At 51.8% G+C, this 26,446-nt stretch carries 22 protein-coding genes; 14 read left to right on the top strand and 8 right to left on the bottom strand.

Features of this window, described 5'->3' with window-relative positions:
* Nucleotides 1-4 precede the first annotated feature (4 nt).
* Entirely contained in the window at nucleotides 5-1,183 is a 1,179-nt protein-coding gene (locus HCN83_RS11780) for a M20 family metallopeptidase (protein WP_168007542.1), read from the bottom strand.
* A 149-nt stretch (nucleotides 1,184-1,332) separates the two neighbouring features.
* Between HCN83_RS11780 and HCN83_RS11775 the strand changes: the two genes are divergently transcribed.
* The 5 genes from HCN83_RS11775 to HCN83_RS11760 all read left to right on the top strand — a co-directional run bounded on the left by HCN83_RS11775 (nucleotide 1,333) and on the right by HCN83_RS11760 (nucleotide 6,108).
* Entirely contained in the window at nucleotides 1,333-2,793 is a 1,461-nt protein-coding gene (locus HCN83_RS11775) for a circularly permuted type 2 ATP-grasp protein (RefSeq protein ID WP_168007541.1), read from the top strand.
* The gene (locus tag HCN83_RS18440) at nucleotides 2,786-3,733 is read left to right on the top strand and encodes an alpha-E domain-containing protein (protein WP_246238213.1); all 948 of its coding nucleotides are present in this window, start codon (nucleotides 2,786-2,788) and stop codon (nucleotides 3,731-3,733) included. Before HCN83_RS11775 ends, HCN83_RS18440 begins: the two co-directional genes overlap by 8 nt.
* Before the next feature lie 27 nt (nucleotides 3,734-3,760).
* Nucleotides 3,761-4,615 (top strand): transglutaminase family protein, encoded by an 855-nt coding sequence (locus HCN83_RS18435; RefSeq protein ID WP_343033723.1) that lies wholly within the window; start codon nucleotides 3,761-3,763, stop codon nucleotides 4,613-4,615.
* Nucleotides 4,616-4,766: 151 nt separating this feature from the next.
* Nucleotides 4,767-5,711: a type I pantothenate kinase gene (coaA, locus tag HCN83_RS11765; protein ID WP_168007568.1), complete on the top strand. Its 945-nt coding sequence runs from the start codon at nucleotides 4,767-4,769 to the stop codon at nucleotides 5,709-5,711.
* A 16-nt stretch (nucleotides 5,712-5,727) separates the two neighbouring features.
* Nucleotides 5,728-6,108 carry a RidA family protein gene (locus tag HCN83_RS11760; protein WP_168007540.1) on the top strand — a complete coding sequence of 127 codons (381 nt, stop codon included), beginning with the start codon at nucleotides 5,728-5,730 and terminating at the stop codon, nucleotides 6,106-6,108.
* Nucleotides 6,109-6,163: 55 nt separating this feature from the next.
* Here the strand turns inward: HCN83_RS11760 and HCN83_RS11755 are convergent, their stop codons facing one another.
* The 3 genes from HCN83_RS11755 to HCN83_RS11745 all read right to left on the bottom strand — a co-directional run bounded on the left by HCN83_RS11755 (nucleotide 6,164) and on the right by HCN83_RS11745 (nucleotide 11,247).
* Nucleotides 6,164-7,513: a YjiH family protein gene (locus HCN83_RS11755; RefSeq protein WP_168007539.1), complete on the bottom strand. Its 1,350-nt coding sequence runs from the start codon at nucleotides 7,511-7,513 to the stop codon at nucleotides 6,164-6,166.
* A gap of 183 nt (nucleotides 7,514-7,696) precedes the next feature.
* The gene (locus tag HCN83_RS11750; RefSeq protein ID WP_168007567.1) at nucleotides 7,697-9,043 is read right to left on the bottom strand and encodes an alanine/glycine:cation symporter family protein; all 1,347 of its coding nucleotides are present in this window, start codon (nucleotides 9,041-9,043) and stop codon (nucleotides 7,697-7,699) included.
* Between the two features lie 974 nt (nucleotides 9,044-10,017).
* Nucleotides 10,018-11,247, bottom strand: a complete 1,230-nt coding sequence (locus tag HCN83_RS11745) for an aminopeptidase (RefSeq protein WP_168007538.1) — start codon at nucleotides 11,245-11,247, stop codon at nucleotides 10,018-10,020.
* A gap of 394 nt (nucleotides 11,248-11,641) precedes the next feature.
* On the opposite strand from HCN83_RS11745, the gene HCN83_RS11740 reads away from it, so the two are divergent.
* Nucleotides 11,642-13,411 (top strand): LTA synthase family protein, encoded by a 1,770-nt coding sequence (locus tag HCN83_RS11740; RefSeq protein WP_246238212.1) that lies wholly within the window; start codon nucleotides 11,642-11,644, stop codon nucleotides 13,409-13,411.
* A 71-nt stretch (nucleotides 13,412-13,482) separates the two neighbouring features.
* On the top strand, nucleotides 13,483-13,980 hold the full coding sequence (locus tag HCN83_RS11735; protein ID WP_168007536.1) for a hypothetical protein: 498 nt from the start codon (nucleotides 13,483-13,485) through the stop codon (nucleotides 13,978-13,980).
* Between the two features lie 204 nt (nucleotides 13,981-14,184).
* Here the strand turns inward: HCN83_RS11735 and bshB2 are convergent, their stop codons facing one another.
* From bshB2 to HCN83_RS11720, 3 genes are read right to left on the bottom strand one after another with little or no spacing between them, the layout of a single operon-like run.
* The gene (gene bshB2, locus HCN83_RS11730) at nucleotides 14,185-14,838 is read right to left on the bottom strand and encodes a bacillithiol biosynthesis deacetylase BshB2 (protein WP_168007535.1); all 654 of its coding nucleotides are present in this window, start codon (nucleotides 14,836-14,838) and stop codon (nucleotides 14,185-14,187) included.
* A 39-nt stretch (nucleotides 14,839-14,877) separates the two neighbouring features.
* On the bottom strand, nucleotides 14,878-15,228 hold the full coding sequence (locus HCN83_RS11725; RefSeq protein WP_246238211.1) for a YojF family protein: 351 nt from the start codon (nucleotides 15,226-15,228) through the stop codon (nucleotides 14,878-14,880).
* Nucleotides 15,215-16,162 (bottom strand): ATP-grasp domain-containing protein, encoded by a 948-nt coding sequence (locus HCN83_RS11720; RefSeq protein WP_168007513.1) that lies wholly within the window; start codon nucleotides 16,160-16,162, stop codon nucleotides 15,215-15,217. Before HCN83_RS11720 ends, HCN83_RS11725 begins: the two co-directional genes overlap by 14 nt.
* A gap of 253 nt (nucleotides 16,163-16,415) precedes the next feature.
* On the opposite strand from HCN83_RS11720, the gene HCN83_RS11715 reads away from it, so the two are divergent.
* The 3 genes from HCN83_RS11715 to HCN83_RS11705 all read left to right on the top strand — a co-directional run bounded on the left by HCN83_RS11715 (nucleotide 16,416) and on the right by HCN83_RS11705 (nucleotide 20,889).
* Nucleotides 16,416-18,389: a methyl-accepting chemotaxis protein gene (locus HCN83_RS11715; protein ID WP_168007512.1), complete on the top strand. Its 1,974-nt coding sequence runs from the start codon at nucleotides 16,416-16,418 to the stop codon at nucleotides 18,387-18,389.
* Nucleotides 18,390-18,514: 125 nt separating this feature from the next.
* Nucleotides 18,515-19,471 (top strand): aminoimidazole riboside kinase, encoded by a 957-nt coding sequence (locus tag HCN83_RS11710; RefSeq protein WP_168007510.1) that lies wholly within the window; start codon nucleotides 18,515-18,517, stop codon nucleotides 19,469-19,471.
* The gene (locus HCN83_RS11705; protein WP_168007508.1) at nucleotides 19,468-20,889 is read left to right on the top strand and encodes a sucrose-6-phosphate hydrolase; all 1,422 of its coding nucleotides are present in this window, start codon (nucleotides 19,468-19,470) and stop codon (nucleotides 20,887-20,889) included. Before HCN83_RS11710 ends, HCN83_RS11705 begins: the two co-directional genes overlap by 4 nt.
* 415 nt (nucleotides 20,890-21,304) lie before the next feature.
* Here HCN83_RS11705 and HCN83_RS11700 read toward each other — a convergent pair whose 3' ends face one another.
* The gene (locus tag HCN83_RS11700) at nucleotides 21,305-21,664 is read right to left on the bottom strand and encodes a response regulator (protein ID WP_168007506.1); all 360 of its coding nucleotides are present in this window, start codon (nucleotides 21,662-21,664) and stop codon (nucleotides 21,305-21,307) included.
* Nucleotides 21,665-21,946: 282 nt separating this feature from the next.
* On the opposite strand from HCN83_RS11700, the gene HCN83_RS11695 reads away from it, so the two are divergent.
* The 4 genes from HCN83_RS11695 to HCN83_RS11680 are packed head-to-tail and all read left to right on the top strand — an operon-like array spanning nucleotide 21,947 to nucleotide 26,446.
* The gene (locus HCN83_RS11695; protein ID WP_168007504.1) at nucleotides 21,947-22,642 is read left to right on the top strand and encodes a uracil-DNA glycosylase; all 696 of its coding nucleotides are present in this window, start codon (nucleotides 21,947-21,949) and stop codon (nucleotides 22,640-22,642) included.
* A complete protein-coding gene (locus HCN83_RS11690; protein ID WP_343033722.1) occupies nucleotides 22,639-23,457 on the top strand; it encodes an aldo/keto reductase in 819 nt (272 codons plus the stop codon). Before HCN83_RS11695 ends, HCN83_RS11690 begins: the two co-directional genes overlap by 4 nt.
* A gap of 17 nt (nucleotides 23,458-23,474) precedes the next feature.
* A complete protein-coding gene (locus tag HCN83_RS11685; protein ID WP_168007502.1) occupies nucleotides 23,475-24,341 on the top strand; it encodes an NAD(P)-dependent oxidoreductase in 867 nt (288 codons plus the stop codon).
* A gap of 8 nt (nucleotides 24,342-24,349) precedes the next feature.
* Nucleotides 24,350-26,446 carry a PAS domain-containing sensor histidine kinase gene (locus tag HCN83_RS11680; RefSeq protein ID WP_168007500.1) on the top strand — a complete coding sequence of 699 codons (2,097 nt, stop codon included), beginning with the start codon at nucleotides 24,350-24,352 and terminating at the stop codon, nucleotides 26,444-26,446.

Here is a 26,446-nt window from a genome sequence, read left to right as displayed (position 1 = left end):
CGGATTAACGTATCGAAAAGGTCTGCCGGAACTCCTGTCTCACATCCTGTACGAGCTGCTCACGTGTTAACAGCTCCAGACCTGTCAGGGCAAGTGCTTTGGCACCAATCATCATGCCGTTAAACCCTTCCCGGCTCAGAGCAGCATCGCGGAACTCCTCGGTATGAGGCGTCAGCGGTCTGGACGTAATCTGCACGTATGGATGGATGGCAGGACAGCGCTGGCTGACATTACCCATGTCGAGGGAACCGCTGCCGTTATCCTCTTCAAAGATGACATCGGGTTTTATGCCGAGTTCCTGAAGCTGTTTTGTAAAAAGTCCGGAGAGCGTTTCGTTTGTCTGCATATCGTCGTACGGAAATTCGTAGTTATTGATTTCCAGCTTCGCTCCGGTTGCAAGCGAGGCTGCACGAGCCGCTTTTTTCACACGCTCCGACACCGGATTCAGCGTGCTGCGTGTAGCGGCACGGACATAAAACTGGGCAGAAGCAAATTCAGGTACGATATTCGCCGCTTCGCCTCCGTTTGGAATAATGCCGTGGATGCGCACGTCATCGGTTACATGCTGGCGCATCGCGTTTAAGCTGTGAAACAGCTGGAGCACTGCATCGAGGGCATTGATGCCTTCTTCCGGTGCAGCTGCCGCATGAGCCGGCCGGCCGTAATAGGAAAACTCGAGCGCATCCATCGCAAGCGACGTGCCGCTTTTGACGTAGTCGGAAGACGGATGGGCCATCATCGCGGCATCGAGATGATCGAACATGCCGGCTTCGGCCATCGTCACCTTGGCACCGTTCGTTTCTTCGGCAGGGGTTCCGTACACGTAAATGGTCCCGCCTGTGTTTTCAATAACTTGAGCAAGCGCCATCGCAGCAGCAGCGCTCTGCGTGCCGATCAAGTTGTGCCCGCAGGCATGGCCGATTCCCGGCAGTGCATCATATTCGCACATAAATCCTAAAGATGGTCCGGACCGGTGGGAATGAAACACCGCCTCAAATGCTGTCTCCGGCTGGCCGGGAAGCGTATGTTTCACGTGAAACCCGGCTTCCTCCAGCAGACCGGTCAGAGCCTGCTTCGCTTTATGTTCCTCATTGCCAAGCTCCGGGTTCGTCCCGATAAACTGGCTTGTATCGTAAAAAAGGCCTTTGCTGCTATCCAGGTAGCGCAGGATTTCTTCCTTCATGCGGCATCCCTCTCTCATCATTTCTTGTACTTACTTTACCGCATGTCTAACCCGGGAACAACTGACGGCTTTTCAGCAGGATAAAGAGCGTTCGTGTCGAATATAAACTATACGAAAATTCTAAAAATAAAATAGATGGAGGCGGACTCATGCTAAAAAACTATCCGGCAGAAGGTTTTTACGATGAAATGGTGGAAGCCGCGGGGAAAGTCAGACCACATTATGAGAAGTTCAGACGGATTTTGGAGCGCCATGCAGTAGATGACCTGAACGAAAAGCATGAGACCGCCCAGCTCAGCTTTCTGCGTCAGGGCATTACCTTTACTGTCTATCACGAAGAAGGCGGAACAGAGCGAACGATGCCGTTTGACCTCGTTCCGATTATTATCAACGATAAAGAATGGGAAACGGTTGAAGCAGGAATTAAACAGCGGGTGACCGCTCTCAATTATTTTCTTGAGGATATTTATAATGAAAACCGGATTGTGGAAGACGGGATCGTTCCGAAAGAGTTAATCCAGCAAAACCAGTATTACTATGAGGAGCAGGCAGCCGGACTCTCGCTGCCGCATAAAAACCACATTTTCCTTGCTGGTATCGATCTGATCCGCGACGCGGATGGCGTTTACCGGGTGCTGGAGGATAATCTCCGAAATCCGTCAGGCCTCTCCTACGTCTTCCAGAACCGGTTCGTCATGCGGAAAGTGTTTCCGGAGTTTTTCTTTGAGCATGCGATTCGTACGCTCGAACACCAAATGTCCCATTCGCACCAGGCGCTGCTCGCCCACGTGCCGGAGAATTCACCAAACAAAGACAACCCGCAGGCGGTGCTGTTAACCCCGGGCATGTACAATTCGGCCTACTACGATCACGTATTTCTTGCCCAGCAGATGGGTATTGAGCTTGTAGAAGGGCAGGATCTGCTCGTAAAAGACGATGTGGTTTACATGAAAACCGTACGGGGACTGAAGCGGATCGACATTATCTACCGAAGAATTGACGATGACTTTATCGATCCGGAGGAATTTCGCAGCGATTCGTCGCTTGGCGTAAAGGGGTTGATGCGGGCGCTGCGATGGGGGAACGTTGCTGTCGTCAATTCGGTCGGAAATGGAGTCGCTGATGACAAAGCGATGTACGCCTACGTGCCGGAAATGATCCGCTACTATTTAGGGGAGGAACCGCTGATTCCAAACGTGGATACGTATTTTCTCAGCGATCCGGAAGTGCGTGAGAATGTGCTCGGCCGTCTGGAAGAGCTCGTTATTAAAAACGTCGGGGCTTCAGGAGGATATGACATGCTGATCGGCCCGCAGTCGACGGAACGGGACCGGGAGATTTTCAAAGAAAAAATCCGGGAAAATCCACAGCAGTATATCGCCCAGCCGACGATTCAGCTTTCGCGGGCGCCGGCGTTTCAGAAAGGACGATTTTATCCGTGCCACGTGGATCTGCGGGTGTTTGCCGTCGGCAGCGATCATATTCACGTACTGCCTGGCGGACTGTCACGCGTGGCATTAAAGGAAGGCTCGCTAGTCGTCAATTCCTCACAGGGAGGAGGAGGCAAAGATACGTGGGTGCTGAAGAAGGGGGAGGATGTCCATGCTTAGCAGAGTAGCATCAAGTCTGTTCTGGATGGCTCGAAACGTAGAACGTGCCGAGAGCAATGCCCGCGTGCTGGAAGCGAGGCTGATTAATGCACTGGAAACGCAGGAATATGGTAAAGTAGCGCTGAGCGACTGGGAGGCGGTTGTCGAAATTTGCGCATCCAAGCTGGACTATGAAGAGAAGGGCGGCTCCTTTACAGCAGAAGCTGCTGCGTCCTATATTGCGCTGGATCCGGAAAACCTCAACTCCATCCGTAACTGCCTGGAGAACGCCCGTTTCAATGCGAGAGCCGTCCGGGATCACATACCGGAGGACTTCTGGTACGTGCTGAACGAACATTACCTGTCCTTTCGGAGTGAACCGTTTACAGACTGGAACACGAGACGGATTCAGACGTTTCTGCAGGATACACAGCGGCTGTCTTACACGCTGCAGGGGATCATCGAATCCTCCATGCTGCGTGAGGAAGCCTACCAGTTTATCAAAATTGGCAAATGGCTCGAACGTGGTGAAAAAACAGCACGCGTGCTGAACGTCATGTGCGAGAAAACGAAAGAAGCGGAGCAGGAAGCAAACGCCAACTACTATTACTGGCTGAGCGCCCTGCAGTTTCTAAACGGCTACAGCGCGTATCTGAAACGGTTTCCGCCGACGATGGATCCATCTCATGTGATCCCGTTTCTCATTTCCTATGAGCAGTTTCCGCGCTCGATTGAATATTGTATGGAGCACGTGCGTGAAACGGTGATGAAGCTGGAAAACGGCCAGGTCTCTCATTACTCCGAAGACTTGTTTAAATCACTCGATTACGTGAGCAGCGAGTTTATGAGAATTAAATTCCAAAAGCTGTCGAAGGAAGAGACAGGACTCTTCCTGGACCGTTTCCAGAATGACCTGAACCGGATCAGCTCTGTTTTCTCAAGCACATACTACTTCGTCTAAAGTCTGCCGCATCAGAGGTGGGTACTCGTGAAATATAAAATAGAACACAGCAACGAATTCCGTTATGAATCTTCCGTTGATCAAAGCTTAAACCGGATCCGGCTGAAGCCGCGCACCGATGAGTGTCAGCGGCTGCTTTCCTACTTTCCGGATATTACGCCGGTGTCGCTGACGAAGGAGCACACCGATATATGGGGCAACAACGTGGAAACGTTTTTTATTGCAGAGCCTCATCATGAGCTGCACATTAAAACAACGTCTTATGTAAGCATTCAAAAAAGTCCGTTCATTCGCATGATTCCATTTACTGATGAAATGAAAGCCATCTATCATTCCAATTTGTTTCATACGCACTATTTAGCCTATCTGGCTGAAACGGATTATACGTATGTCGCGAATGAGCAGCTGGAGGAAATATGGAAGGTGACCGGAAGCAACGGAAATCCGGTGCAGTATGCGCTGGACGTCATGAAGTATCTGCATGAAACGATGACGTACGACCCGGAAGCAACTGAAGTGCATACAAAGGCCCACGAAGCGTTTCAGCTGAAGCGCGGGGTGTGTCAGGACTTTACGAATATTATGCTCGGTGCTCTCCGGTCGCGAAAAATTCCGGCCCGCTATGTAAGTGGGTATCTTTACGTCGGGGAAGGCTCAGCGCTCGTCGGTGATGCTGCCACGCACGCCTGGGTAGAGATGATGGTGCCGGGGATTGGCTGGATCGGTCTCGATCCGACGAACAATGTGGAGGCGCTTGAACAGCACATCCGCGTCGGCGTCGGACGCGACTACCACGACACGAGTCCGGTTGAAGGGGTGTACCGCGGAGGTTCTCATACACTTGATGTCAAAGTGTCGGTTCAGCTGCTGGAGCAGAACTAAGGTCCCTTTTCGGTGTACGGTACTGGATATTCCGCTGTTGGAAAGATATAATCAGGAAAGCGGTTCCAGCTGTCGGATCGGGTAGTCATCCAGCTGGATATGTGAGAAAATATGCCGTACACCATTTGTGAATGAGGGATGGAACATGATGATGGATGTGAAGGACAATATTACACCGTTTACGACCTTTTCCAGAAGGGAGTGGGCGGCACTGCGGGAATCGTATCCGATGGAGGTGACGCCGGACGAGCTGGAGAAGCTTAAGGGCGTCAACGATGTACTGAACATGGACGAAATTGCTGATATTTACCTGCCGCTGACGAGGCTGCTGCACCTGCACGCCATCGCATCACAGGAGCTGTACCGCAGCAGGTCGGTTTTTCTGCAGAAGCAGGAAAAAAAGGTGCCGTATATTATTGGCATCGCCGGAAGCGTCGCCGTCGGTAAAAGTACGCTTGCCCGTGTCCTTCACACCCTCCTGTCCAGATGGGAGGACCATCCGCGCGTTGATCTCGTGACAACGGACGGATTTCTGTATCCGAACGATGTGCTGGAAAAGCGCGGGATCATGAATAAAAAAGGCTTTCCGGAGAGCTACGACGTGCAAAAGCTGCTCGCGTTTTTATCGGATTTGAAGTCCGGGAAGTCACAGGTGGAAGCACCGGTTTATTCTCATATCACCTATGACGTCAAGCAGGATGAAAAGCAGATCGTCAAGCAGCCGGATATCGTCATTATTGAAGGCATCAACGTGCTGCAGCCGCCGCGTCCGGTAAGTCAGGAGGATGAGGTGGCGGTCTCTGACTACTTCGACTTTTCTATTTACGTTGACGCAGATGAATCGGACATCTTCCGCTGGTACGTCGAGCGGTTCAAGAAGCTTCGCGAAACGGCGTTCCGTAACCCGGCTTCCTATTTCAGGCGCTACGCCGACTTGAATGACGAGGAAGCATATTCGTTTGCTAAGGACATCTGGGACAGAATCAACCATCCCAATCTGACGGAAAACATTCAGCCGACGAGGCACCGGGCGGACCTCATTTTACGTAAGGGGGAGCACCACCTCGTCAACCAGATCAAAATGAGAAAGATATAGCAGGGAGGCAGTAAGCATGCAAAAAAACATTATTCACACGAATCTTGCACCGGAAGCCATCGGCCCCTATTCACAGGCGGTCGAAATAGACGGATTTATTTACACGTCCGGCCAGATCGGCCTGAATCCGGAAACAGGGGATCTCGTGGAAGGCGTTGAAGCGCAGGCAAACCAGGTGATGAAAAACGTCTCCGCCGTTCTCGAAGCGGCCGGCGCTGACACGTCCCATATTATAAAAGCACTGATTTTCCTGCAGAACATGGACGACTTTGCCGTCGTGAACGAGATTTATGCCTCTTATCTGCATGAACCGTATCCGGCCCGAAGCGCTGTGGAAATTTCCAGAATGCCAAAGGGCGCACTCGTTGAAGTGGAAGTTGTTGCTAAAAAAGAATAGTAGAATAAAAGAAGCTCCCAGGTCTCTGAAACCTGGGAGCTTCTTTGTCTTGTCATCAGAAAATCAGATGTGCGATCAGCACGACGACTGGCAGCGAGATCAGCGTCCGCTCAAGAAAAATGATGACGAGATCGCGGAAGCTTACTGGTATTTTGGATCCGAGCAGCACGCCGCCGACTTCTGACAGGAAGATCAGCTGCGTAACGGACACGCAGGCGATAATAAAGCGCGTCATCTCGCTCTCAATTCCTGATGCAAAGATCGCCGGCAGGAACATATCGGCAAAGCCGACGACGAGCGTCGCTCCGGCTTCTGCTGCTTCCGGCACCTGCATCAGCTGCAGCAGAGGCACAAACGGGGCGCCGAGCCACGTGAACAGCGGCGTGTTTTCTGCGAGAATCGTCGCGATGGTGCCGAACGCCATAATAATTGGCGCGACCGCGATCCACATGTCGAGAACAGTACGCCCGCCCTGCGCGAAAAAAGCGGCAGGACTGCTGTTTTTCGCAGCTCGCGTAGAAGCCATATCAAAGCCAAAGCGCACGAGTCCGAATGACTGTCCGCGGTACTCCTGAGGCAGGGTTTCATCAAGCGTTTCCGTGTTCTCATCGATATAGCTGTTCGATTTCCATGAAAGCGGCGGGATACGCGGCATGATCAGGGCGGTGATGAGACCAGCTGCAATCACCGTTCCGTAAAATTCAAAAAACATATGCTGCAGGCCGACTTCCTCAATCACGACAAGCGCAAAGGTAATGGAAACGACAGAAAAAGTCGTGCCGATGACTGCAGCTTCACGCTGGGAATAATAGCCTTCCTGATACTGTTTGTCAGTCAGGATGACCCCGATGGTGCCGTCCCCGAGCCAGGACGTCAGCGAGTCAATCGAAGAGCGCCCCGGCAGGGTAAACAGCGGGCGCATGATTTTCGTCATCAAGCCACCGAAAAACTCCAGCAGTCCGAAATTCAACAGCAGCGGCAGAAACAGGCCCGCAAATAAAAAGATCGTAAACAGCGTCGGGAGAAGATCGCCGAACAGAAGCCCGCCCGTAAACTCACTCCACACCATCTCCGGACCGATTTGAAAATACGTCATGATCACAAAGACGGAAGCGAGCAGGCGTACCGTGAACCAGAACCAGGACACGTCAAACAGCCGCTGCAAAAATGCATGTTTATCCATTGACTGCGGTCGGACGGTTTTGATGATAAGCGAGCCGGCAAAGCTGATCAGTATGACGAGAACGATTAACACCGGCAGCACTTCTCCAAGCAGGTCGCGCAGGCCGGAGGACAAAATTGCGATTGGAATCGTAAAGCCTTCGTCTGTTGGGATCGGCGTCATAAACAACAAAACACCGATCAGAGAAAATAATATAAATTTAAGTGGGGAGTAACCTTTCATGATGAACCCCGTCCTTTCCAATTAGCATCTTTATTCACAAGAACTTATTTTAATAGATGGAAACCGGGAAATCAATTATAAATATACAATTTAATTGAATGAATTTGCGTTTTTTTATCTTCAGGCTAACAGGATGAAAAAAGCCGCCTCCCAGTTAAAATAAGGAGACGGCCGTCATGAGCGTTATTTGCGTGCCAGATCGCGTTCTTTTTCTTCGCGGGCAACTTTCAGGAATTTGTTTGTTTCGGCTACGACTACGCCGGTCAGACCGAGAAGTCCGATCAAGTTCGGAATAGCCATCAGACCGTTCATTACGTCTGCAATACCCCAGACGAGGTCAAGCTCCGCAACAGCACCGACGAAGATGGCCGCTACAAAGGCCGCTCGGTAGTACGGAACTGCCTTATCGCTGAACAGGTAGCTGAAGCATTTCTCCCCATAGTAGGACCAGCCGAGAATGGTAGAGAAAGCGAAGAATACGATACCGATGGCAACGATGACTCCGCCCGCTCCTCCGAGGAAGAGATCAAACGATGCAGAGGTCAGTGCAGCACCCTCCGGACCGCCGATGTACATATCACCCATGACAATAACGATACCGGTGATCGAACAGACGACGATCGTATCAATAAACACCTGCGTCATGGAGACGAGCGCCTGCCGTCCAGGATAATCTGTCCGCGCAGCAGCTGCGGCGATCGGTGCAGAACCGAGACCGGCTTCGTTTGAGAATACGCCTCGTGCCACACCCCAGCGGATAACAGCACCAATGGCACCGCCGGCAACAGCCTGTCCGGTGAAGGCATCCGTAAAGATGTACGCTACCGCTCCAGGAACGAGCTCCCAGTTTAAAATCATAATAATAATACCAGCAAGCACATAGAAAAGAGCCATAAACGGAACGATAAAAGCTGTTGCACGTCCGATCGCGCGGATACCGCCGAGAATAACAAGGCCGGCGAGCACCGTCAGTACAAGACCGGTCACAGTCGCATTGACGTTAAATGTTTCCGTCAGTGCACCGGCAACGGAATTGGATTGCACCATGTTTCCGATACCGAACGCTGCAATTGCACCAAACAAGGCGAATAACACCGCAAGCCATTTCAGACCGAGTCCTTTCTCGATATAGTACATCGGTCCGCCGGAAAACTGTCCTTTGGAGTTTTTCTCCCGGTACTTGACGGCGAGAATTGCCTCTGCGTACTTCGTAGCCATACCGAACAGGGCACTGAGCCACATCCAGAAAACGGCACCAGGTCCCCCGAGCACGACCGCTGTAGCGACACCGGCAATGTTACCGGTACCGATGGTCGCTGCCAGGGCAGTCGTCAGTGCTTCGAAGTGACTGATATCCCCTTCTGATTTTTTATCCTGCTTACTCGGACTGAAAGCGAGCTTCAGACCGTAAAACAACGTGCGGAACTGAAGAAATCCAAGCCGTATTGTTAAGTAGAGCCCTGTTCCGACGATGAGAATCAACGTCGGAATCCCCCAGACGACATCACTGATGGCGCCGATTACATTCATAAGCCAGTCCTGCAATGAAAACTACCCCCTTTAATATGTAAGTAGTTTCATTATATTCCGAAAACTTAGAATGAAAAAGCAATATTTTCAAAAATGTGAAAAAATCCGACATCTTTTTTCATGCAGACTAAAGAAGGGGAAGGACGAAACATGCATGGTACGTAAAATCTGAGCAGGGTGAGCACCCTCTAATTAGGTAAAAAATAGAAAATGTCTTTATACTGACAGAATAGTTATGGCTGCTGAATAAACGGCTCCTGCATCAACGTAATAGCTACATCCTGCAGAAAGACATGTATTTTCAGCTCGTCCTAAATCGCGAGTAGGAAAGTCGCATCTGAGGCTTCTGAAAAAACAGGAATCGCTTTTTTCAGGAAAAATCGTTCTGCCTATCTGTTTAAGAATTAGTTTTGCTTGGAAGTTCCAACAGGCTGTTTTCTATGCATGCAGCCCGGATCGCAGCTAATGCTTTCGGCGAACATCGGTCGGGGCGATCGTCTGCCGCAAGTTTTCGAGACAAAAGCAACTTAACTGGCAGCAAAAGCTGCACAAACGCCCGGCATTTGTAACAGAGCGCTCCATGAAACTGACTTAACGGCGGTCAAAAGCGACTCGAACAACACAACAGGTCGTTATAACGAATAAAGCAACGTAAGTCTCTGCAAAAGAAACTTAACGCAATGGGAATCCAACAATCAGAAGGAACCGTCGCCTGCATGGTTTCAGTCTTTCGCAAAAAAGGTCTTCGCAGCTTTTAATATCACCGTATGATCGGCAGAGACTTACGAAGGAAGCAGGGAGTTTTTTCGATAGGGTTAACCCGTCAAAAGCCGGAGCCTTCTCTAGTTAGAAAGAAGAACATGAAAGACAAGCCAACAACTTACTGGAAGCTCGAGCTTACTAACGTATATACCAAATAATCTTTCGTGTAAACGGAAAGAACCGCCCTGTTTAAGGACGGTTCTTCACACTAGTTATGCCCATTCGCCGTTTCGGAACACCGGTTTGACCGTGCCGTCGGCTTTAATGCCGTCGATGTTCATGTCGCCGGAGCCGATCATGAAATCAACGTGCGTGATGCTCGTATTCAGGCCGGCCTGCTTCAGCTCTTCGCTGCTCATATCGGCTCCGCCTTCCACACACGTCGAGTAGGCGCTCCCGAGAGCAATGTGGTTCGATGCGTTCTCATCGTAAAGCGTGTTGTAAAAGAGAATGCCGCTTTGAGAGATGGGCGAACTGTGCGGAACAAGAGCCACTTCGCCAAGACGAGCAGCGCCGTCATCCGTATCAAGCAGATCCTTCAGCGTTGCCTCGCCTTCTTCTGCTGAAAAATCAACAACTTTCCCGTCTTTAAACGTCAGGGAGAAACCGTCAATAATGTTTCCGCCGTAGTTAAGCGGCTTTGTATTGCACACTGTCCCGTTGACGCCATCGGCCTTCGGAGCAGTGAACACCTCTTCTGTCGGCATGTTGGCAATGAAATGAACGCCGTCTTTATTCGGTCCGCCGCCGCCGATCCAGACGTGCTTGTCCGGCAGCTCGATCGTAAGGTCTGTTCCCGGGGCTGTGTAGTGAAGCCGGTCAAAGTTTTCTGCCGTCAGCTCCTTTGCCTTCGTCTGCAGCTTGGCGTCGTGTTCCTGCCATGCTTGTACAGGGTCAGCTTCGTTAATGCGGACAGCTTCAAACATCGCTTCCCACAGCTTTTCTTCCTGTTCCTCTGCCGGGGCATCCGGAAAGACTTTTGCAGCCCAGGCCGGAGACGGTGCGGAAATCACGAGCCAGCTTACTTTATCGGACTGAATATACGTTCGGAACGTATTCATTGCCTGTCCGGACGCCTTGTTTGCGGCCGCAACTTTACGGCTGTCTACTCCTTGAAGCAAGTCAGGATCCGTGGACTTGATGGTCATAAAGGCGGCACCGTTTTCTGCGAGCTCTTCAAAGCCGCGCGCCTTCCATGCAGGAAATTCGTGAAAGGCTTCAAGCGGAGCCTTGTCGTACTTCAGCCGCGTTAAACGATCGTCGTTCCATTCAACGTGCACGTGTCTGGCACCGGCTTCATAGGCCTTATCGGCAACCATGTGAACAAATTCAGTCGCACTCACTGGTGCATTGACGACCAGCGTCTGGTCCTGTTGAATATTAACACCGGCTTTTACGGCCAGTTCTGCGTACTTATCGAGCTTTTGTGCAAATGCTGTCATAGATGTACACCCTTCCCTCTTCATTCGTTTCTGCCGGCACAATCGATGCCGGCCATGTAAAAACACTCCCTCTGAAGTATACCAGTCTGTGCAGAAAAATTGTACGGGGTTAAGCGGAATACTTCGGGAACAGAAATGGCAGGATTATGAATAAACGATAAAGGGAAATATATACTGGTACCAACGTTGTCAAAAAACGTGTAAATAGACCGGGTATATTAGCTTGTTTGAATCATGTTCAGTAAAATAAGAGCAGAAGCACTGTTCGTGATTTGTATAGAAAGGAAGAGACGGGATGCTCGATTTTTTTAACCGACACCGCTTTATGTTTTTGTGCCTTGGCATCCTCTGGATAAAAACCGTTGCCGTGTCCTTTCTGACCTTTAATCTGGTCATGGCGCACTGGCTGGAAGCGGTTATCTTTGTCATAAATCCGCTGGCATTTCTGCTCGTGGTTTTCAGTCTCGGCCTGCTGTTAAAGCCGAAATGGCAGCGTGGCTACTTTTTTACGCTCAGTCTGCTTCTGACGGTCGTGCTCTACAGCAATACGGTCTACTATCGTGAATTTGCCGATTTGATTACGCTGCCGATGCTTGTAATGAGTGGAAATGCGGGCGATTTATCTACGAGCGTGTTCGAGCTTATTCAATGGTGGGATATCGTCTTCTTTCTTGACCTGATTCTTATCGGCTGGATTATGGTAAAAAAACCGGATCCAATTCCGGTGGAACGGGCTCCGATGAAGCATGAGAAGGCAAAATATGCACTGATTGCTGTCGTTGCAGTGCTGATCGTCGGACTTGGCCGGGTAGACTTTGCCGAAGCCGAAACACCTGCGCATCCGTTTGACAGACAGAATTTGATTAAAAGTCTCGGCATTTATAATTTTTATTTTTATGACGCTTATCTCCACTTTACGACAGGTGCCCAGCCGGATTTGGCAGAGCAAGACGATTTTGAGGCTATTGAGGAGCACCTGCAGCGCTACCACACCGACCCGAGTGCAGAATTTTTCGCTGCGGCGGAAGGGATGAACGTCGTTGTGATTTCGCTGGAATCCGTGGAGACACAGGCGATGGAGCTGACACTGGATGGAGAAGAAGTGACGCCTTTCCTTAATGAACTGATTGAGGAAAGCTTTTACTTCGAAAACTTTTATGATCAGGCAGGGCAAGGCAAAACCTCTGATGCGGAATGGATGATGAACAATTCCCTTTATCCTCTCGGGCGAGGTGCCGTTTTCCATACGCATCCGGAGATCGAGAGCACGCCGCTGCCACGTGCGCTTGGAGGAGAGGAATACACCAATATGGTATTCCACGCCAATACCGATACGTTTTATAACCGGGATGTCGTGTATCCGCATTTTGGCTATGATGAATATTACCATTTGGATTATTTCGACGTAACCGACGATAATTCCGTCGGCTGGGGACTTAAAGATATCCCGTTTTTTGAGCAGTCGATGAACTATTTAAAAGACGAGCCTGAACCTTTTTACGCCACGTTTCTGACGCTTACAAATCACTTTCCGTATGAGCTGGACCCGGAAGATACGTTTATCGACCCGCTCGACACTGACAGTGACATCGTGAACCGGTATTATCCGACGGTGCGCTATACGGATGAAGCAGTCCGCTATCTCATGCACCGCATGGAAGAAGAGGGACTGCACGAAAATACGATGTACGTCATGTACGGGGACCATTACGGCATTGCAGAAAGCCACTATGAGGAACTCGGTCCCGTACTTGATAAAGAAATTGATGACTATGAGGCAGTCAGACTGGACCGCGTTCCGTTTCTAATCCATATTCCTGGTATGGAAGAGGAGGCGCAGCGGTTTAATACAGTGGGAGGGCATATTGACATGATGCCGACGGTTCTCAATCTGCTTGGCATGTCCCAGGATAATCACGTTATGTTCGGTACCGATCTGCTGGCTGAAGAACGCGATGATTTTGCCGTACTGCGAAATGGAACGGTTATAACGGATGAGGTTATATTTTCCAACGAACAATGCTTTGATGCAGACAGCGGGGAACTGATCGATACGGAAAACTGCGTGGACGCAGCCTCGCGCGGAGATCGGGAGCTTCACTACTCCGATGAAATCATTTACGGCGACCTGCTCCGTTTCTTTGACGCAGAAGAAATACAATAACAATAGGTTTGAGGATGGATAAAACAGGGAATACGTAATTATTCTATTGCGTTGCCTGGAGGTGAACATGCATGGTCCAACACGGTAATCCGTTTATCGGCCGTTATTTACGCTACGCTGTTTTACTGCTCGTTTTTGGACTCTTTCTTCCCATTACGTTTTTCTCGGCAGATCCACTGTTTGCTGTGTTAAGCATCACGATTGCGCTGCTCTTTACGTTTGGAGTTGACGTCATGATGTATCAATTCGTACGCTACAAAGCAAACACCGTGCTGAAAGAGGATATTAAGGCCTCTGTACCGGCGATCTTAACCCGCTCCGACTGGAGGGGAAGGCTGATTTTTACAGAGAACTATATCGTTTTCGTTCCGTATTTCCATAAAATTACGTTTGCAAGACGCTGGCAGAAAGTATACGCGTTTGATTTGGAAGGCGGCTATCTTGAACTGCTTTACACAAAAAGCAAGCAGCGCCGGGTCGTTCACTTCATCGTGTCTTCTCCCTATAAAGTACGGGAGGAGCTTGCCGGACGGACAAAGGAAGAACGCGTCGCAGTCGACGTGCAGTAACAATAAACGTTACGTAAAGAAGCAGTCTCCCGATCAAACAGGAGGCTGCTTCTTTTTGTTCTGGTTGAATGTAGTCATAGAGAAAAAGCCGGTAGCAAGTTCAGAGGCGAAGGAGAACCTTACAGGTGTACGCCGAATAAGACGCAATCAATACAGTAAGAGCAGGGATCGTTTGATGATCCCTGCCTCCGTTTAACGTGCGGTCTAAACCGGATAGCGCCAGAAGCGCTCGGTTACAAGCATTTCTTCCATTTCGGTATCGTGTCTGCTTTTGACAGCTTCGATCAATCCGGCAGTCTGACTGGCATGTGCCTCAATGATCTGAAGCTTTGCGTCCCGGTAGGCGCTCACGTCGGTCAGTACGTCCGGTGCGCCAAGATCCTCTTCTGTGCCGTCAGCGAATGCAATCGTATGAACGTCCGGCCGCTTTTCCTCAGGGAGGGCGCGGACGGCGCGAATCACCGCGTCACCGGTGGCGTCGTGATCCGGATGAACCGCATAACCGGGATAAAACGTGATAATTCGTTCCGGAGCGATCTCCTGAATCACATCGCCGAATCGGGAGGCGAGCGCATCGAGGTCTGTGAATTCGATCGTTTTATCCCGCATACCGAATCGGCGAAGATCCTGAATACCGAGCAGCTCAGCAGCCCGGTCAAGCTCGCGGCGGCGGATGTCCGGAAGCGTCTCCCGGTTTGCCATCACAGGGCGGCCCATGTTCCGGCCCATTTCCCCGAGGGTAAGGCAGACGTACGTGACTGATCCGCCTGATTCGATGTGCTTTAAAATGGTTCCTGCGACTCCGAACGCTTCATCGTCCGGATGTGGAAATATAACAAGCAGTGGCTTCTTGCTCATGATCAGCGCTCCTTCATCCCGCGTGTGAACCGGGCAGTATTATTTCGGGAAGGGGCTGCGGCTTAATTCAAGCGCTGCGGCCAGTCTTCCCTCATGGTCATGACCGGCAAACAAAAGCCGGTTTTCTTCATCTTTCTCCCAGTCCGTCAGCCCTTCGGCATAGAGCCAGCCGATATCCGTTTCGAGACCGATCCGATACGGGCCGTTTCCTGCAATTTTTCCGATTTCGAACGTCAGCTGAACGTTGCGGATAAAAGCACCAGCTGACAGCGTGCCTTTTTCGCGGTGGCTGGCGTAAGCGCCGTTCGTCGTTTCAAGGTGGACGTAGACAGGCTCGCCCCTCAGCTGATCGAGTTCGGCCTGCACGTGTGCTGGATTAATAGCTTTCAATGCCTGCTGCTCCTTTCGCCGCGCTGACAAGCGTTCTGGCGATTTCCTGCATGCCTGACGTGCCATAGCGGGCTTCCGCCTCGCGGTTGTAATTAGTATTCGTATTAACATCATACGTATAAGTCGTTCCATCCCGGTCAGTCATTTGCTCGATGCCCGCGAAAGCGATGTCGTTCGCTTTCAGAAACGCTTCGTATTTCGGGATGAGCGGACTGTTGAAGTTCTCGACGATCTCAAACGACGGGGAAGCAGGTGCAGCATCGGTCGGACAGTAGCTTTCCTCAAGGCTGCAGGCGTCTGCCGGGCAGAGCTCAAAGCTGCCGCCTGTATCAACCTTGACGGCGTACATGAAGCGTCCGTTGATAAATTCACAGCGGACGATGCTGCTGTCGGGAGAGTCAATATACTGCTGCAGGAGCATGACCCCGTCGACAGATGGATCAACTGTTCCGGTTTCCAGCGCTGCAGCCAGCGCATCCGTTGAATCAACCCGCTGGACGCCAAGCCCTTTTCCGGCCCTGTTGTGCTTCGTGATAAACGGTACCGGCATCGAGGCCGCAGCCTTTAAAAGAGCATCATCGCCAACAGCTGCTGTCGTCTTCGGAACACGGATCCCGTAAGTTTCAAGAGAAGCATATTGAGCAGCTTTGCTTACTTCGAGATAAAGCGCCCGGCTGCCGTTCATCACCGTCCGTCCATGCTGTTCCAGCCAGTTAAGGACGGCGGCGGTCAGTTCCGGTGAGTAGCGATTACCGCGGGTATGGGAGGAGGCGCTCATCCGGTTATAAAAAATACCGTGCGGCGGCTCTTCGTGCAGCGGAACATGTCCTTCGTGCATGTGCCAGGCTTCATAGTCAGCCCCAAGCTCATCAAGTTCCTTCAGAAGCGGTGCGGTCCATTCATCATTTTCATGAAGTATATAAATATCAGCCAATCGGTCTCATCCTTTCCAGCGTCATCTTTCTTCATTGTATCAGGAACAAGGGCATTTTCAATTCTGCAGGCCCCTCGTACACGTGAACTGAAAATAGCCCTTGCCAAACTATCAGAAATATAAGACAATATTCATAGTTATAAGTGCTTAATTAAAGATGTTTATTTAAGTATAAAGCATTACATAAGAGAATGGTGAATGATCCGATTTAAGAACAGGGACCTATAACAAAGACGGGACAGGGGGAATCAGCATGTTGCATTCATTAAAAGGCAAGATGGTTTTATTCTCAGCAGGACTGATTGTACTGACGATGCTTGCGGCGTCGTTTGTCATTTACAGCCAGCTGAGCGGAGGAATTGAACAGTCTGTGCAGGAAAATGCGTCGGCCACCGTGGAGGACGCGGAGCGGTACATCCAGGAACACCTTGATAAATATTCGCTCTCAGTCGATATGCTCGCACAGGATGAGCGGACTATCTCCTTTTTGGCAGACGAAAATGAAGATGCCTGGCAGGAGATGAACAGCTACTTTGAGCAGTTCATGGCCAGAGAAGAAGGAACGCAGCTCATGTACGTGGCAACAGAGAACGGGGAACTGGTTTCAACTCCGGCAATCGATCTGCCGGATGACTTTGATCCGCGTGAACGTCCGTGGTATACAGGAGCGGTGGAAAATCCGGAAGGCGTCATCTGGACCGATCCTTATATTGACGTGGATACGGAGGAACTGATTATTACAGCTGCGCGAGCGGTAGAGCAGAACGGGAACCTGCTCGGGGTGCAGGCAGTCGATTTATCACTCGACCGGATGGTGCAGGTGCTGCAGGCATCTGACACTGGCTACGAGGGAGAGCTTGCGCTGCTGGATGCTGAGGGTACCTATATTGCTCATACAAACGAGACACTCGTCGGCGAATCAGCAGCTGAGGCACCAGCGGCAGCTGCAGTTGGCGCAGACAGCGGCGGCTCCAGCTCGTCAGGCGGCAGGACAGCTTATTTTGAACCGGTGGAAGGATTCGGCTGGACGGTTATGGCCGGTTACGAAGACCGAGTGCTCTATCAGGAACTCGCTACCGCACGAAACACGTTTATCGTCGTCGGGCTTGCAGCTGTGCTTCTCGCTGTAGCAGCATCATATGCAGCAGCTTCCCGCCTCGTTAAGCCGGTGCGCCGCCTGAACGAGCATGTCGGGCGCATGGCAGACGGTGATTTTTCGGAATCGGTTTCGATTCGCGGGAAAGATGAAATCGGTCAGCTTGGCGCCTCTGTCAGCGTGATGACAGCGAGCCTGAAGGAGCTGATCGGGTCGATTCAGGACTCTGCCGGCAGGTCCCGGGCAATGTCAGAGGAGCTTAGCGCTGTTGCAGAAGAAACGGCAGCTGCGAGCGAGGAAATGGCATCAGCTGTTACCGGTGTAGCCGATGGAGCGTCCCGGCAAGCGGAAGATGTGGAGCAGACGAATCAGCAGATGCAGCTGCTTTCAGGCAGACTGGAAGAGGCGGAACGACGTACGAAGCGGATGACGGAGCTTTCGGAAGAAATTCGCGGTGCAAACGAAGCTGGCAGTCTTAGTACGAGGAAGCTTGCGGACCGCACTGAAGCAGCTGAGTCGCTTTACGCGAAAGCCGACGAAGCCGTTTCTGCCCTTACAGGAAAAGTGGCGGAAATCGGCACCGTCGTCCGAACGATATCAGAATTCGCCGATCAGACGAACCTGCTGGCGCTCAATGCGAGCATTGAAGCAGCCCGGGCAGGGGAGCACGGACGGGGCTTTGCTGTCGTGGCCGAAGAAGTGCGCCGGCTTGCCGAACAGTCGCTGGCTGCGACAACAAAAATAAACGATACGATTTCAGAAGTCGAAAGCGAGACAAAGCGCGTTGCCGGTACGATGAGCTCTGTGAATGAGATGCAGAAGGAGCAGCGCGGTGCAGTAACTGAGACGGGTGAATCAGTTGAGTCGATTATTGCTTCAGTAGAAACATTGACCGCGACGCTTGAAGAACTGGATGCTGATTTAAAAGAGGTAAGCAGTTACAGAAGCAGTATCGCGGATGCCGTAGCGAGCGTGGCTGCGGTTGCAGAAGACGCCGCCGCGACATCAGAGGAAGTATCCGCCTCTGCCCAGGAGCAGTCTTCAGCTGTGGCTTCAGTCGGCAGCACATCAGAGCAGCTGAGCGATTTAAGCATCGACCTCCAGGAAAAGACAGATCGTTTTCGCTTCTGATACTTGTTCCTGTGCCGGTCGGGCCGTATAATATAGACCATAACAGAAGGTTACCCGGCAGGTTTTCTGCGCAGCGGTAACCTTTTTTACTCTATAACAGTTCGAACGGAAAGAGGGGAACAGCAATGAAAAACGGTGTAATTTGCCTGGGTGAAGCGTTGATCGATTTCATCCCGCTTGATGACAATAATGAAACGTTCCAGAAAAGTCCGGGAGGGGCTCCTGCCAATGTGGCTGTCGGACTTGCGAGACTCGGCGCCAAGGCTGTTTTTTTGGGGAAGGTGGGCGATGATGTACTCGGCCGCTTTCTGAAAGAAACGCTCGATAACTATGGCGTGGATACGTCTGCGATGACGTTTACCCGCGACGTACGTACAGGCGTCGTGTTTGTGACGCTTGGAGACGGTGGCGAGCGGAGCTTCGAATTTTACATTGATCCGAGTGCGGACCGCTTTTTAGAGCCGGAAGATATTCCGCAGCAGCTGTTCGACGAAAACAACGTGCTGCACGTCGGGTCCATCAGCATGATTAGTGAGCCGTCCCGGTCGGCAACGCTTCACGCTGTTCAGGAAGCAAAAGCGAACGGAATGCTGATTTCCTACGATCCGAACCTGCGCCTCGGACTTTGGGGCTCCGAAGCCGATGCCAAAGAAGGAATCCGCACGCTGCTCGGCGAAGCGGATGTGCTGAAGCTTTCCGAAGAGGAGCTTGAATTTCTGACGGGTGAAACGGACATCGAAGCCGGAGTGAGCAGGCTTGACGCTCACAATATTCCGCTCATTCTCGTGACACTCGGTGCAGACGGAAGCTGGGTGTTTATACAGGGTGAAGCACCGGTACACGTGCCGGCGCAGAAGGTCGATGCTGTTGATACAACCGGAGCCGGCGATGCGTTCGTATCCGGCATGCTGTATCAGCTTCATCTGCTAAAGCAGGACATCCGCAGCCTTTCACCTGAAAAGGCAGCGGAAATGGCAGGCTTTGCAGCAGTGTCAGGCGCGCTTGCCGCCTCTACTAAAGGAGCGATGACGGCGCTGCCGACGCTGGAGCAGGTGAAAACGTACAGGGAGGAAAAAGCATGACTGAGAATGAAAAGCAGCTGCATGACGCAGCCTATCAGGCAGTAGTGAAAGAAGGAGCCCGCGTTGAAGCGGATCCATACAGGCAGGTATACCACCGGATGCCGCCGGTCGGCCTGCTGAATGATCCAAACGGCTGGATTCAGTGGAACGGCACGTATCACCTCTTTTTCCAATGGAATCCGTTCGCTCCGGACCATACACATAAATTCTGGGGCCACTGGACATCAGAGGATCTGATCAACTGGAACGAAGAGCCGATTGCGCTCGCACCGAGCGAGTGGTTTGAGAAAAACGGCTGCTATTCCGGAAGCGCGATGGAGCTGGACGGAAAACTCGCGCTTCTTTATACAGGAAATGTGAAGGATGAGAACAACCAGCGAGAAGCATACCAGTGCCTTGCTCTTTCCGAAGATGGAAAAACGTTTGAGAAAAAAGGACCGCTCGTTAACAGCCAGCCAGAGGGCTATACGGCTCACTTTCGAGATCCAAAGGTGTGGGAAGAAAACGGTGCTTATTATTTCGTGATTGGGGCCCAGACGGAATCGGAAGAAGGGCAGGTTCTCCTTTACCGGTCAACGGATTTTCAAGAGTGGGACTATATCGGTCCATTTGCAGGCTCACATCTGAACGGGCTCGGTGCGTTCGGCTATATGTGGGAGTGTCCGGATCTGTTTAAACTGGACGGGGAAGACGTGCTGATCGTTTCTCCTCAGGGTTTGGAGCAGCAGGGAAACCGGTTTGAAAACGTTTATCAGGCTGGATACTTTACAGGCAGAGCAGATCTCGAGGCGCCGTCGTTCACTCACGGGGAATTTCGGGAGCTGGATGAAGGCTTTGAGTTCTACGCCCCTCAGACAACGCTGGATGAAAAGGGACGACGCCTGCTTTTCGGCTGGATGGGCGTTCCGGATTCAGATGAAGAACATCAGCCGACGACTTCAGCCGGCTGGATTCACTGCATGACCGTCCCGCGCGTCCTGCGCGTGGAAAACGGCGCCGTCGTGCAGGAGCCGGCAGAAGAGCTCGAAGCACTGCGTGCCGGTGAGCCGCTTGAAATGAAAGTACAGCTTGCCCAAGGCGCTGAAGCAGCAGTGACACCCGCTTCTGAGATTGTGCTGGAAACGAATAGCGCCTCCGAATTTTCCATCACGATTCGCGACGGCCTGACGTTAACATACGAAAACGGCCTGCTGACGATGAGCCGTCCGTCCTTTAAAGACGGCAGCATCGAAACACGCAGCACGAACATTGCGTCGATCGATGAGCTCAGGCTGTTCCTCGACAGTTCGTCGGCAGAAGTGTTTGTCGACGGAGGCAGAACGGTGATGACGGCCCGCTTTTTCCCGGAGCCGGAAGCCAATATCGTCCGCATCAGCGGTGAGGGAAGCGTTATATGGCGCTCCTGGGAACTCGCCTGATCACACAGAAAAGCGCCGGAGCTCCGGCGCTTTTTTTAGTAAGCGCTGCTGCAGAAGATCTCCGGTTCGTATAAGGAGAACCTACTGCCCGATTTAATTTGGAGCACTGTTCCATTTATAAGGTCTGTAAGTAAAGCTTTCTCATGCTTATGTCGTTTGATTCATTATAACGGTCTGTTGAATTGTCTGAGTTGCAATTTCCTGCTGTTATGCTTCTTTTCCAGGAAGTTGCGTTACGTTTCCCCGCCTTTAAGTACCAATTGCCGTCGCTTGTGCAGCTTTCACGAACAGTAGGTATCCACTGAAAACGAAGGCGGATCACTAAAGCTGTTTTTCATAACCAAAAGCGCCGTTCACCATGCGAATAACATAAAAAACCGCTCCTGTAAAAGAAGCGGCTGGTAACGACAATGCCTCAGCTCATGACTTTTTCGAAAGACTCTTTAATGCGGGCCTCATCGAACGGCTTTACGATAAAGTCGGATGCCCCCTTCTGGATCGCATCGATGACCATGCTCTGTTGGCCCATAGCAGAGCACATAATCACCTTGGCATCGGGGTCGAACGCTTTGATTTTTTCCAGTGCTTCGATCCCGTTCATCTCCGGCATCGTAATATCCATCGTAACGAGGTCGGGTTTATGCTCTTCATACAAGGCGACCGCTTCCTGGCCGTTTTCCGCTTCAGCAACGACTTCGTAACCGGCATCGGTCACCATCTTTTTCAGCGTCATGCGCATAAACGCAGCATCATCTGTAATCAACAATCGAGTCATGTCGTTCCCTCCTGTATAATGAAGATAGAATTTCCCTTTATATAGGTATAAAGGTTTGGGTGAGTCCTGCTTCTATCATTCGATAGTCTCTATCAGTATGCCATATTCAGCAGCTGTAAGGAAGTAGTAATGATTAAAAAGACCTGTGTAACTTTAAAAAAGAGGCAGACAGACGATGTCCGGCAGGAACTGTTTTCATACAGGCATTCAAGGGAAAATGAAGCAGGGAAGGAATTAATGTTTCGCCTGGCGAAGTAAACAGGTGTGAGAGGAGCGTAAAGGATGGCAGATGCGTTTCACAATGATTGGCAGCAGGTGATCGGGGATGAACTGAAAAAGGACTACTTTGACGACCTGCGTGCTTTTTTAAAAGAGGAATACAGCCAGCGTGCCGTTTTTCCTCCAAAGAACGACATTATGAATGCGTTTCATGCGACGTCGTTTGAGAAAACGAAAGTCGTCCTGCTTGGACAGGATCCTTATCACGGGAAGGGACAGGCGCACGGGCTGAGCTTTTCAGTAAAGCCGGGGCTGAAGGTGCCGCCGTCTCTCGTCAATATTTATAAAGAGCTGGAGGCAGACATCGGCTGCGCTGCGCCAAAGCACGGTCACCTGCAACGATGGGCGGAGCAGGGGGTACTGATGCTGAACACTGTCCTTACAGTAAGGGCAGGCGTGCCGCAGTCTCACCGTGGGCAGGGCTGGGAAACGTTCACTAACGAAGTCATCGACCGGCTGAACGAGCGGGAAACTCCGCTTATTTTTCTGCTGTGGGGGAAGCCTGCCCAGGAAAAACGGGAGCGGGTCGATGAGGAGAGGCACTTGGTGCTGACGTCGCCGCACCCTAGTCCGTTTTCAGCCAATCGCGGCTTTTTCGGAAGCCGCCCGTTTTCAACGATCAATGAAAAGCTGACAGAATGGGGAAGCGAGCCGATCGACTGGTGTCTGCCGCTTGACCCGGAGGAGGCAAAACAGTGAAATCATTAGCGGATACGTGGACGCTCGCCAATGGGACGGAGATGCCCTGTCTCGGCTTTGGCGTCTATAAAGTAGAGCAGGAGGAAACGGCACCGGCCGTCCGGACAGCGATTGAAGCAGGCTACCGGCTGATTGACACAGCGTCGTATTATGACAATGAAGCAGAAACAGGGCAGGCGATACGTGACGTCGGTGTTTCACGTGAAACGCTGTTTTTGACGACGAAGGTCTGGAACACCGAACAAGGCTATGAAGAAACGCTTCAGGCGTTCGAAAACAGCCGTAAAAAGCTTGGCGTGGATTACGTGGACATGTATTTGATTCACTGGCCGGATATCCCTTACCCGGAGACGTGGCGGGCGATGGAAAAACTGTATCGAGAAGGATGGATCCGTGCCGCAGGCGTTAGTAATTTTCTCGTCCGGCATCTGGAGCGGCTGAAAGAAACCGCAGAAATTCAGCCGCTGGTTAATCAGGTAGAGTATCATCCATGGCTCACCCAGCCGGAGCTGTACAACTACTGTCAAAAGGAAAACATACAGCTGCAGGCGTGGAGCCCGCTTACACGAGGAAGGAAGCTCGATGATCCGGCTCTGGTCCGCATGTCGGAAACGTACGGGAAAACGCCGGCTCAGATCATTCTCCGCTGGAACATGCAGCGCCACGTAGCTGCGGTGCCGAAATCGGTAACGCCGGAGCGGATTCGTGAAAATGCGGCTATTACCGACTTTGAGCTGAAACAAGAAGATGTAGACCTCATCACTAGCTGGAATGAAGACATGCGCTTCGGCTCCAGTCCGGAAAAATTTGCGTAACTAAGAGGAGAGAGACCATGAATGATGTCGGATTTATTGGAACGGGGGTAATGGGAGCCAGCATGGCCGGTCATCTGATGGAGGCCGGGTACACGCTGCACCTCTACACCCGTACAAAAGCAAAAGCAGACACGCTGGTGAAAAACGGAGCCGTCTGGCACGAATCGCCTGCAGATCTTGCTCGGCACGCAGATGCCGTGATTACGATGGTCGGCTATCCGGAAGACGTTGAGTCCCTGTATTTCGGAGAGGACGGACTGATCAGACAAGCAAAACAGGGGGCGTTGTTAATCGATATGACGACGTCCAGTCCGGTGCTTGCCGAACGGATCGCCGCTGAAGCAGATGCTGCCGGCCTGCATGCACTCGACGCCCCCGTATCAGGAGGAGATATCGGCGCGCGAAACGCAGAGCTTGCCATTATGTGCGGCGGAGGTGCGCGGGCATTCACGCTCGGGGAAGCGCTGTTTCGAATCATGGGTAAAAAAATTGAGCACTTTGGAGGTGCCGGGTCCGGTCAGTTCACGAAAATGGCGAATCAGATAGCCGTCGCAGGAACGATGCTAGGAGTGGCGGAGTCGCTGGCATTTGCTGAAAAGGCGGGACTTAATACAGAGCAAGTGCTGCAGACGATCGAAACGGGAGCTGCAGGAAGCTTTTCGCTGACGAAACTCGGCCGGCGGATGATCGCTGACGATATGGAACCTGGTTTTTACATTAAGCACTTTATTAAAGACATGTCGATTGCGCTGGACGCAGCGGAAGAAATGAAGCTGGAGCTTCCGGGACTTTCACTCGCGCGGAAGCTGTACAGTCAGCTGGCGGAAGACGGCCGGGCCGATGAAGGTACGCAGGCGCTGATCCGCTGGTACGAGGGCGGCTGAGCAAACGAATGAAAAGAAGACTAAGCCATCAGCTTTTCCTGTTTATGCTGCTCGTCTCGGTGCTGCCGATGCTGCTCATTGCCGTCATCGGCTATACCTCTCAAAAAGAGGAGCTGACGCGTCAGGTGGAACGGGAGCTCCGGCAGCAGAGCAGCCAGATCACAGCTGAAACATCACGCTACTTAGAAGACAGGCTGGCAGATACTCGCTACCTGGCTGAAAACGATATGCTGCGCGATCCTTTTTCCACAGCTACCGAGATGCGGGAGCAGCTGAATCAGTTTCTGGATGTTCATACCCGCTACGACGATGTCTTTGTGATTCACCCGCGTGGTATCGTGCTGACCGACGCGCAAAGCGGTCTTTACGGACAGGATGTTAGCAGCCGGCCCTGGTTTCAGCAGGTGCTTGCCGGGAGTGCGCAGGTGTCATCGATTTACCGTTCACCGCTGCTGGATGAGGTCGTGCTTGCCTTTGCAGCGCCGGTATATGATGAAAACAGTGAGCTGATCCGGATTTTGCTGCCGATCTTTACGATTCAAAATTTTCAGGATGATATCAGCGGCTTTATTCAGAACAACGATGCCGGATATGCGATGCTGATGGACAGCGGAGGGGAGCTTCTGTCGCACCCGGACGAGTCTCTCGTTCTGGAAGAAGCATATATGGACGAAGCGATGCTTGCAGAAGCGGATTCCGGCACGATCGTGACGACCGACAGCGGAGAGCTTGTATCTGTAGCTGAAATGGGAAACTTTCCTGGTTTTGAGGAGAGTTGGTATCTCGGTGTTGCGGCAGATGAACAAGTGCTGCAGACACCGCTTATGAATCTGATGATCAGCTACGTAGCCGGGTTTGGCTTTGTGCTGGGGCTGCTTATCATTTCGGTTTACTGGCTCGCTGGACGGCTGACCGATCCGATTCGTCAGCTTGTTCGCAAATCACGTGCGCTGGCGTCCGGAAAGCGGGAAGAGGAAGCCTTTCACGGAAACTACCGCGAAATGATGGAACTGAACCATTCGTTTGACGCGATGGCACAGGAGCTGCAGGAGCGGGAGGCCTTTCACCGGCGCTCGACGCTCGCACTGGAATCGAGTGACAACGGCGTATTCGCTTTCGATCGGAAATCAGGGAGCATTACACTCTGGAACCGGACGAGCGCCTTCATGTTCGGCGTTCCGGCAGAAGAAGCTGTCAGCATTGACGATCTGATGATCCAGTCAGGCGCATTTCGGCAGCTGACAGATCAGGTATCGTTTAACAGTGTAAAGGAACAGCAGGTTACGTTGCAGGCAGAAGGGGAAACAAGGGTACATAGCGTGCTGACGGCGCCGCTGCCGACAAAGGAGCAGGAAGAGCTGCTCGTCATGTGCTACGATGTGACCGACCGCCAGACCGCAGAGCAGGAGATGATCCGCTCGGAGAAGCTGAAGGTCGTTGCCCAGATGGCAGCGGGGTTTGCACATGAAGTACGAAATCCGCTGACAACGATTCGCGGGTTTATCCAGCTGAATCATCAGAATGGCACGCTCATGAGCGACGATTCCTATCAGCTCGTCATCGACGAGATTGACCGGGTGAACACGATTATTCATGAGCTGCTCGACACAGCTGATCCGGATGCAGATAATGGCCATAAAGTTACCGATGTCAATCAGGTGCTCCGGGACGTTATCACATTGCAGGAATCGCAGCTCCGTTCAAGAGGCATCAGCTGGCAGCTCATGCTCGACCCAAAGCTTCCCGAGGCCCGCGTGAACCGGAACAAGCTGAAGCAGGTGCTCGTTAACCTGGTGCAAAATGCGGTTGAGGCTATGCCGGATGGCGGTGAGCTGCGGACGATGACGGACTGGGGGGATGGAGCCCTGGTCATCGGGATAGAGGATACAGGCATCGGCATGGAGCAGCCGGTGATCGACCGGCTCGGAACGCCGTTTTTTACACGCAAAGCGACCGGAACGGGACTCGGCCTAACGATGAGCTTCCGCTACGTCGAAGAAATGAATGGGCATATGTCGATTATGTCTCGCCCGGGAGAAGGATCGCTATTTACGCTGCGCCTCCCTGCAGCCGTGTCAGAAAGGCATGCCGCTTTCAGTGAGTAG

Source organism: Alkalicoccus luteus (assembly GCF_012034335.1).
GTDB lineage: Bacteria > Bacillota > Bacilli > Bacillales > Salisediminibacteriaceae > Alkalicoccus > Alkalicoccus luteus_A.
This window is presented reverse-complemented; position numbering and strand designations above follow the sequence as displayed.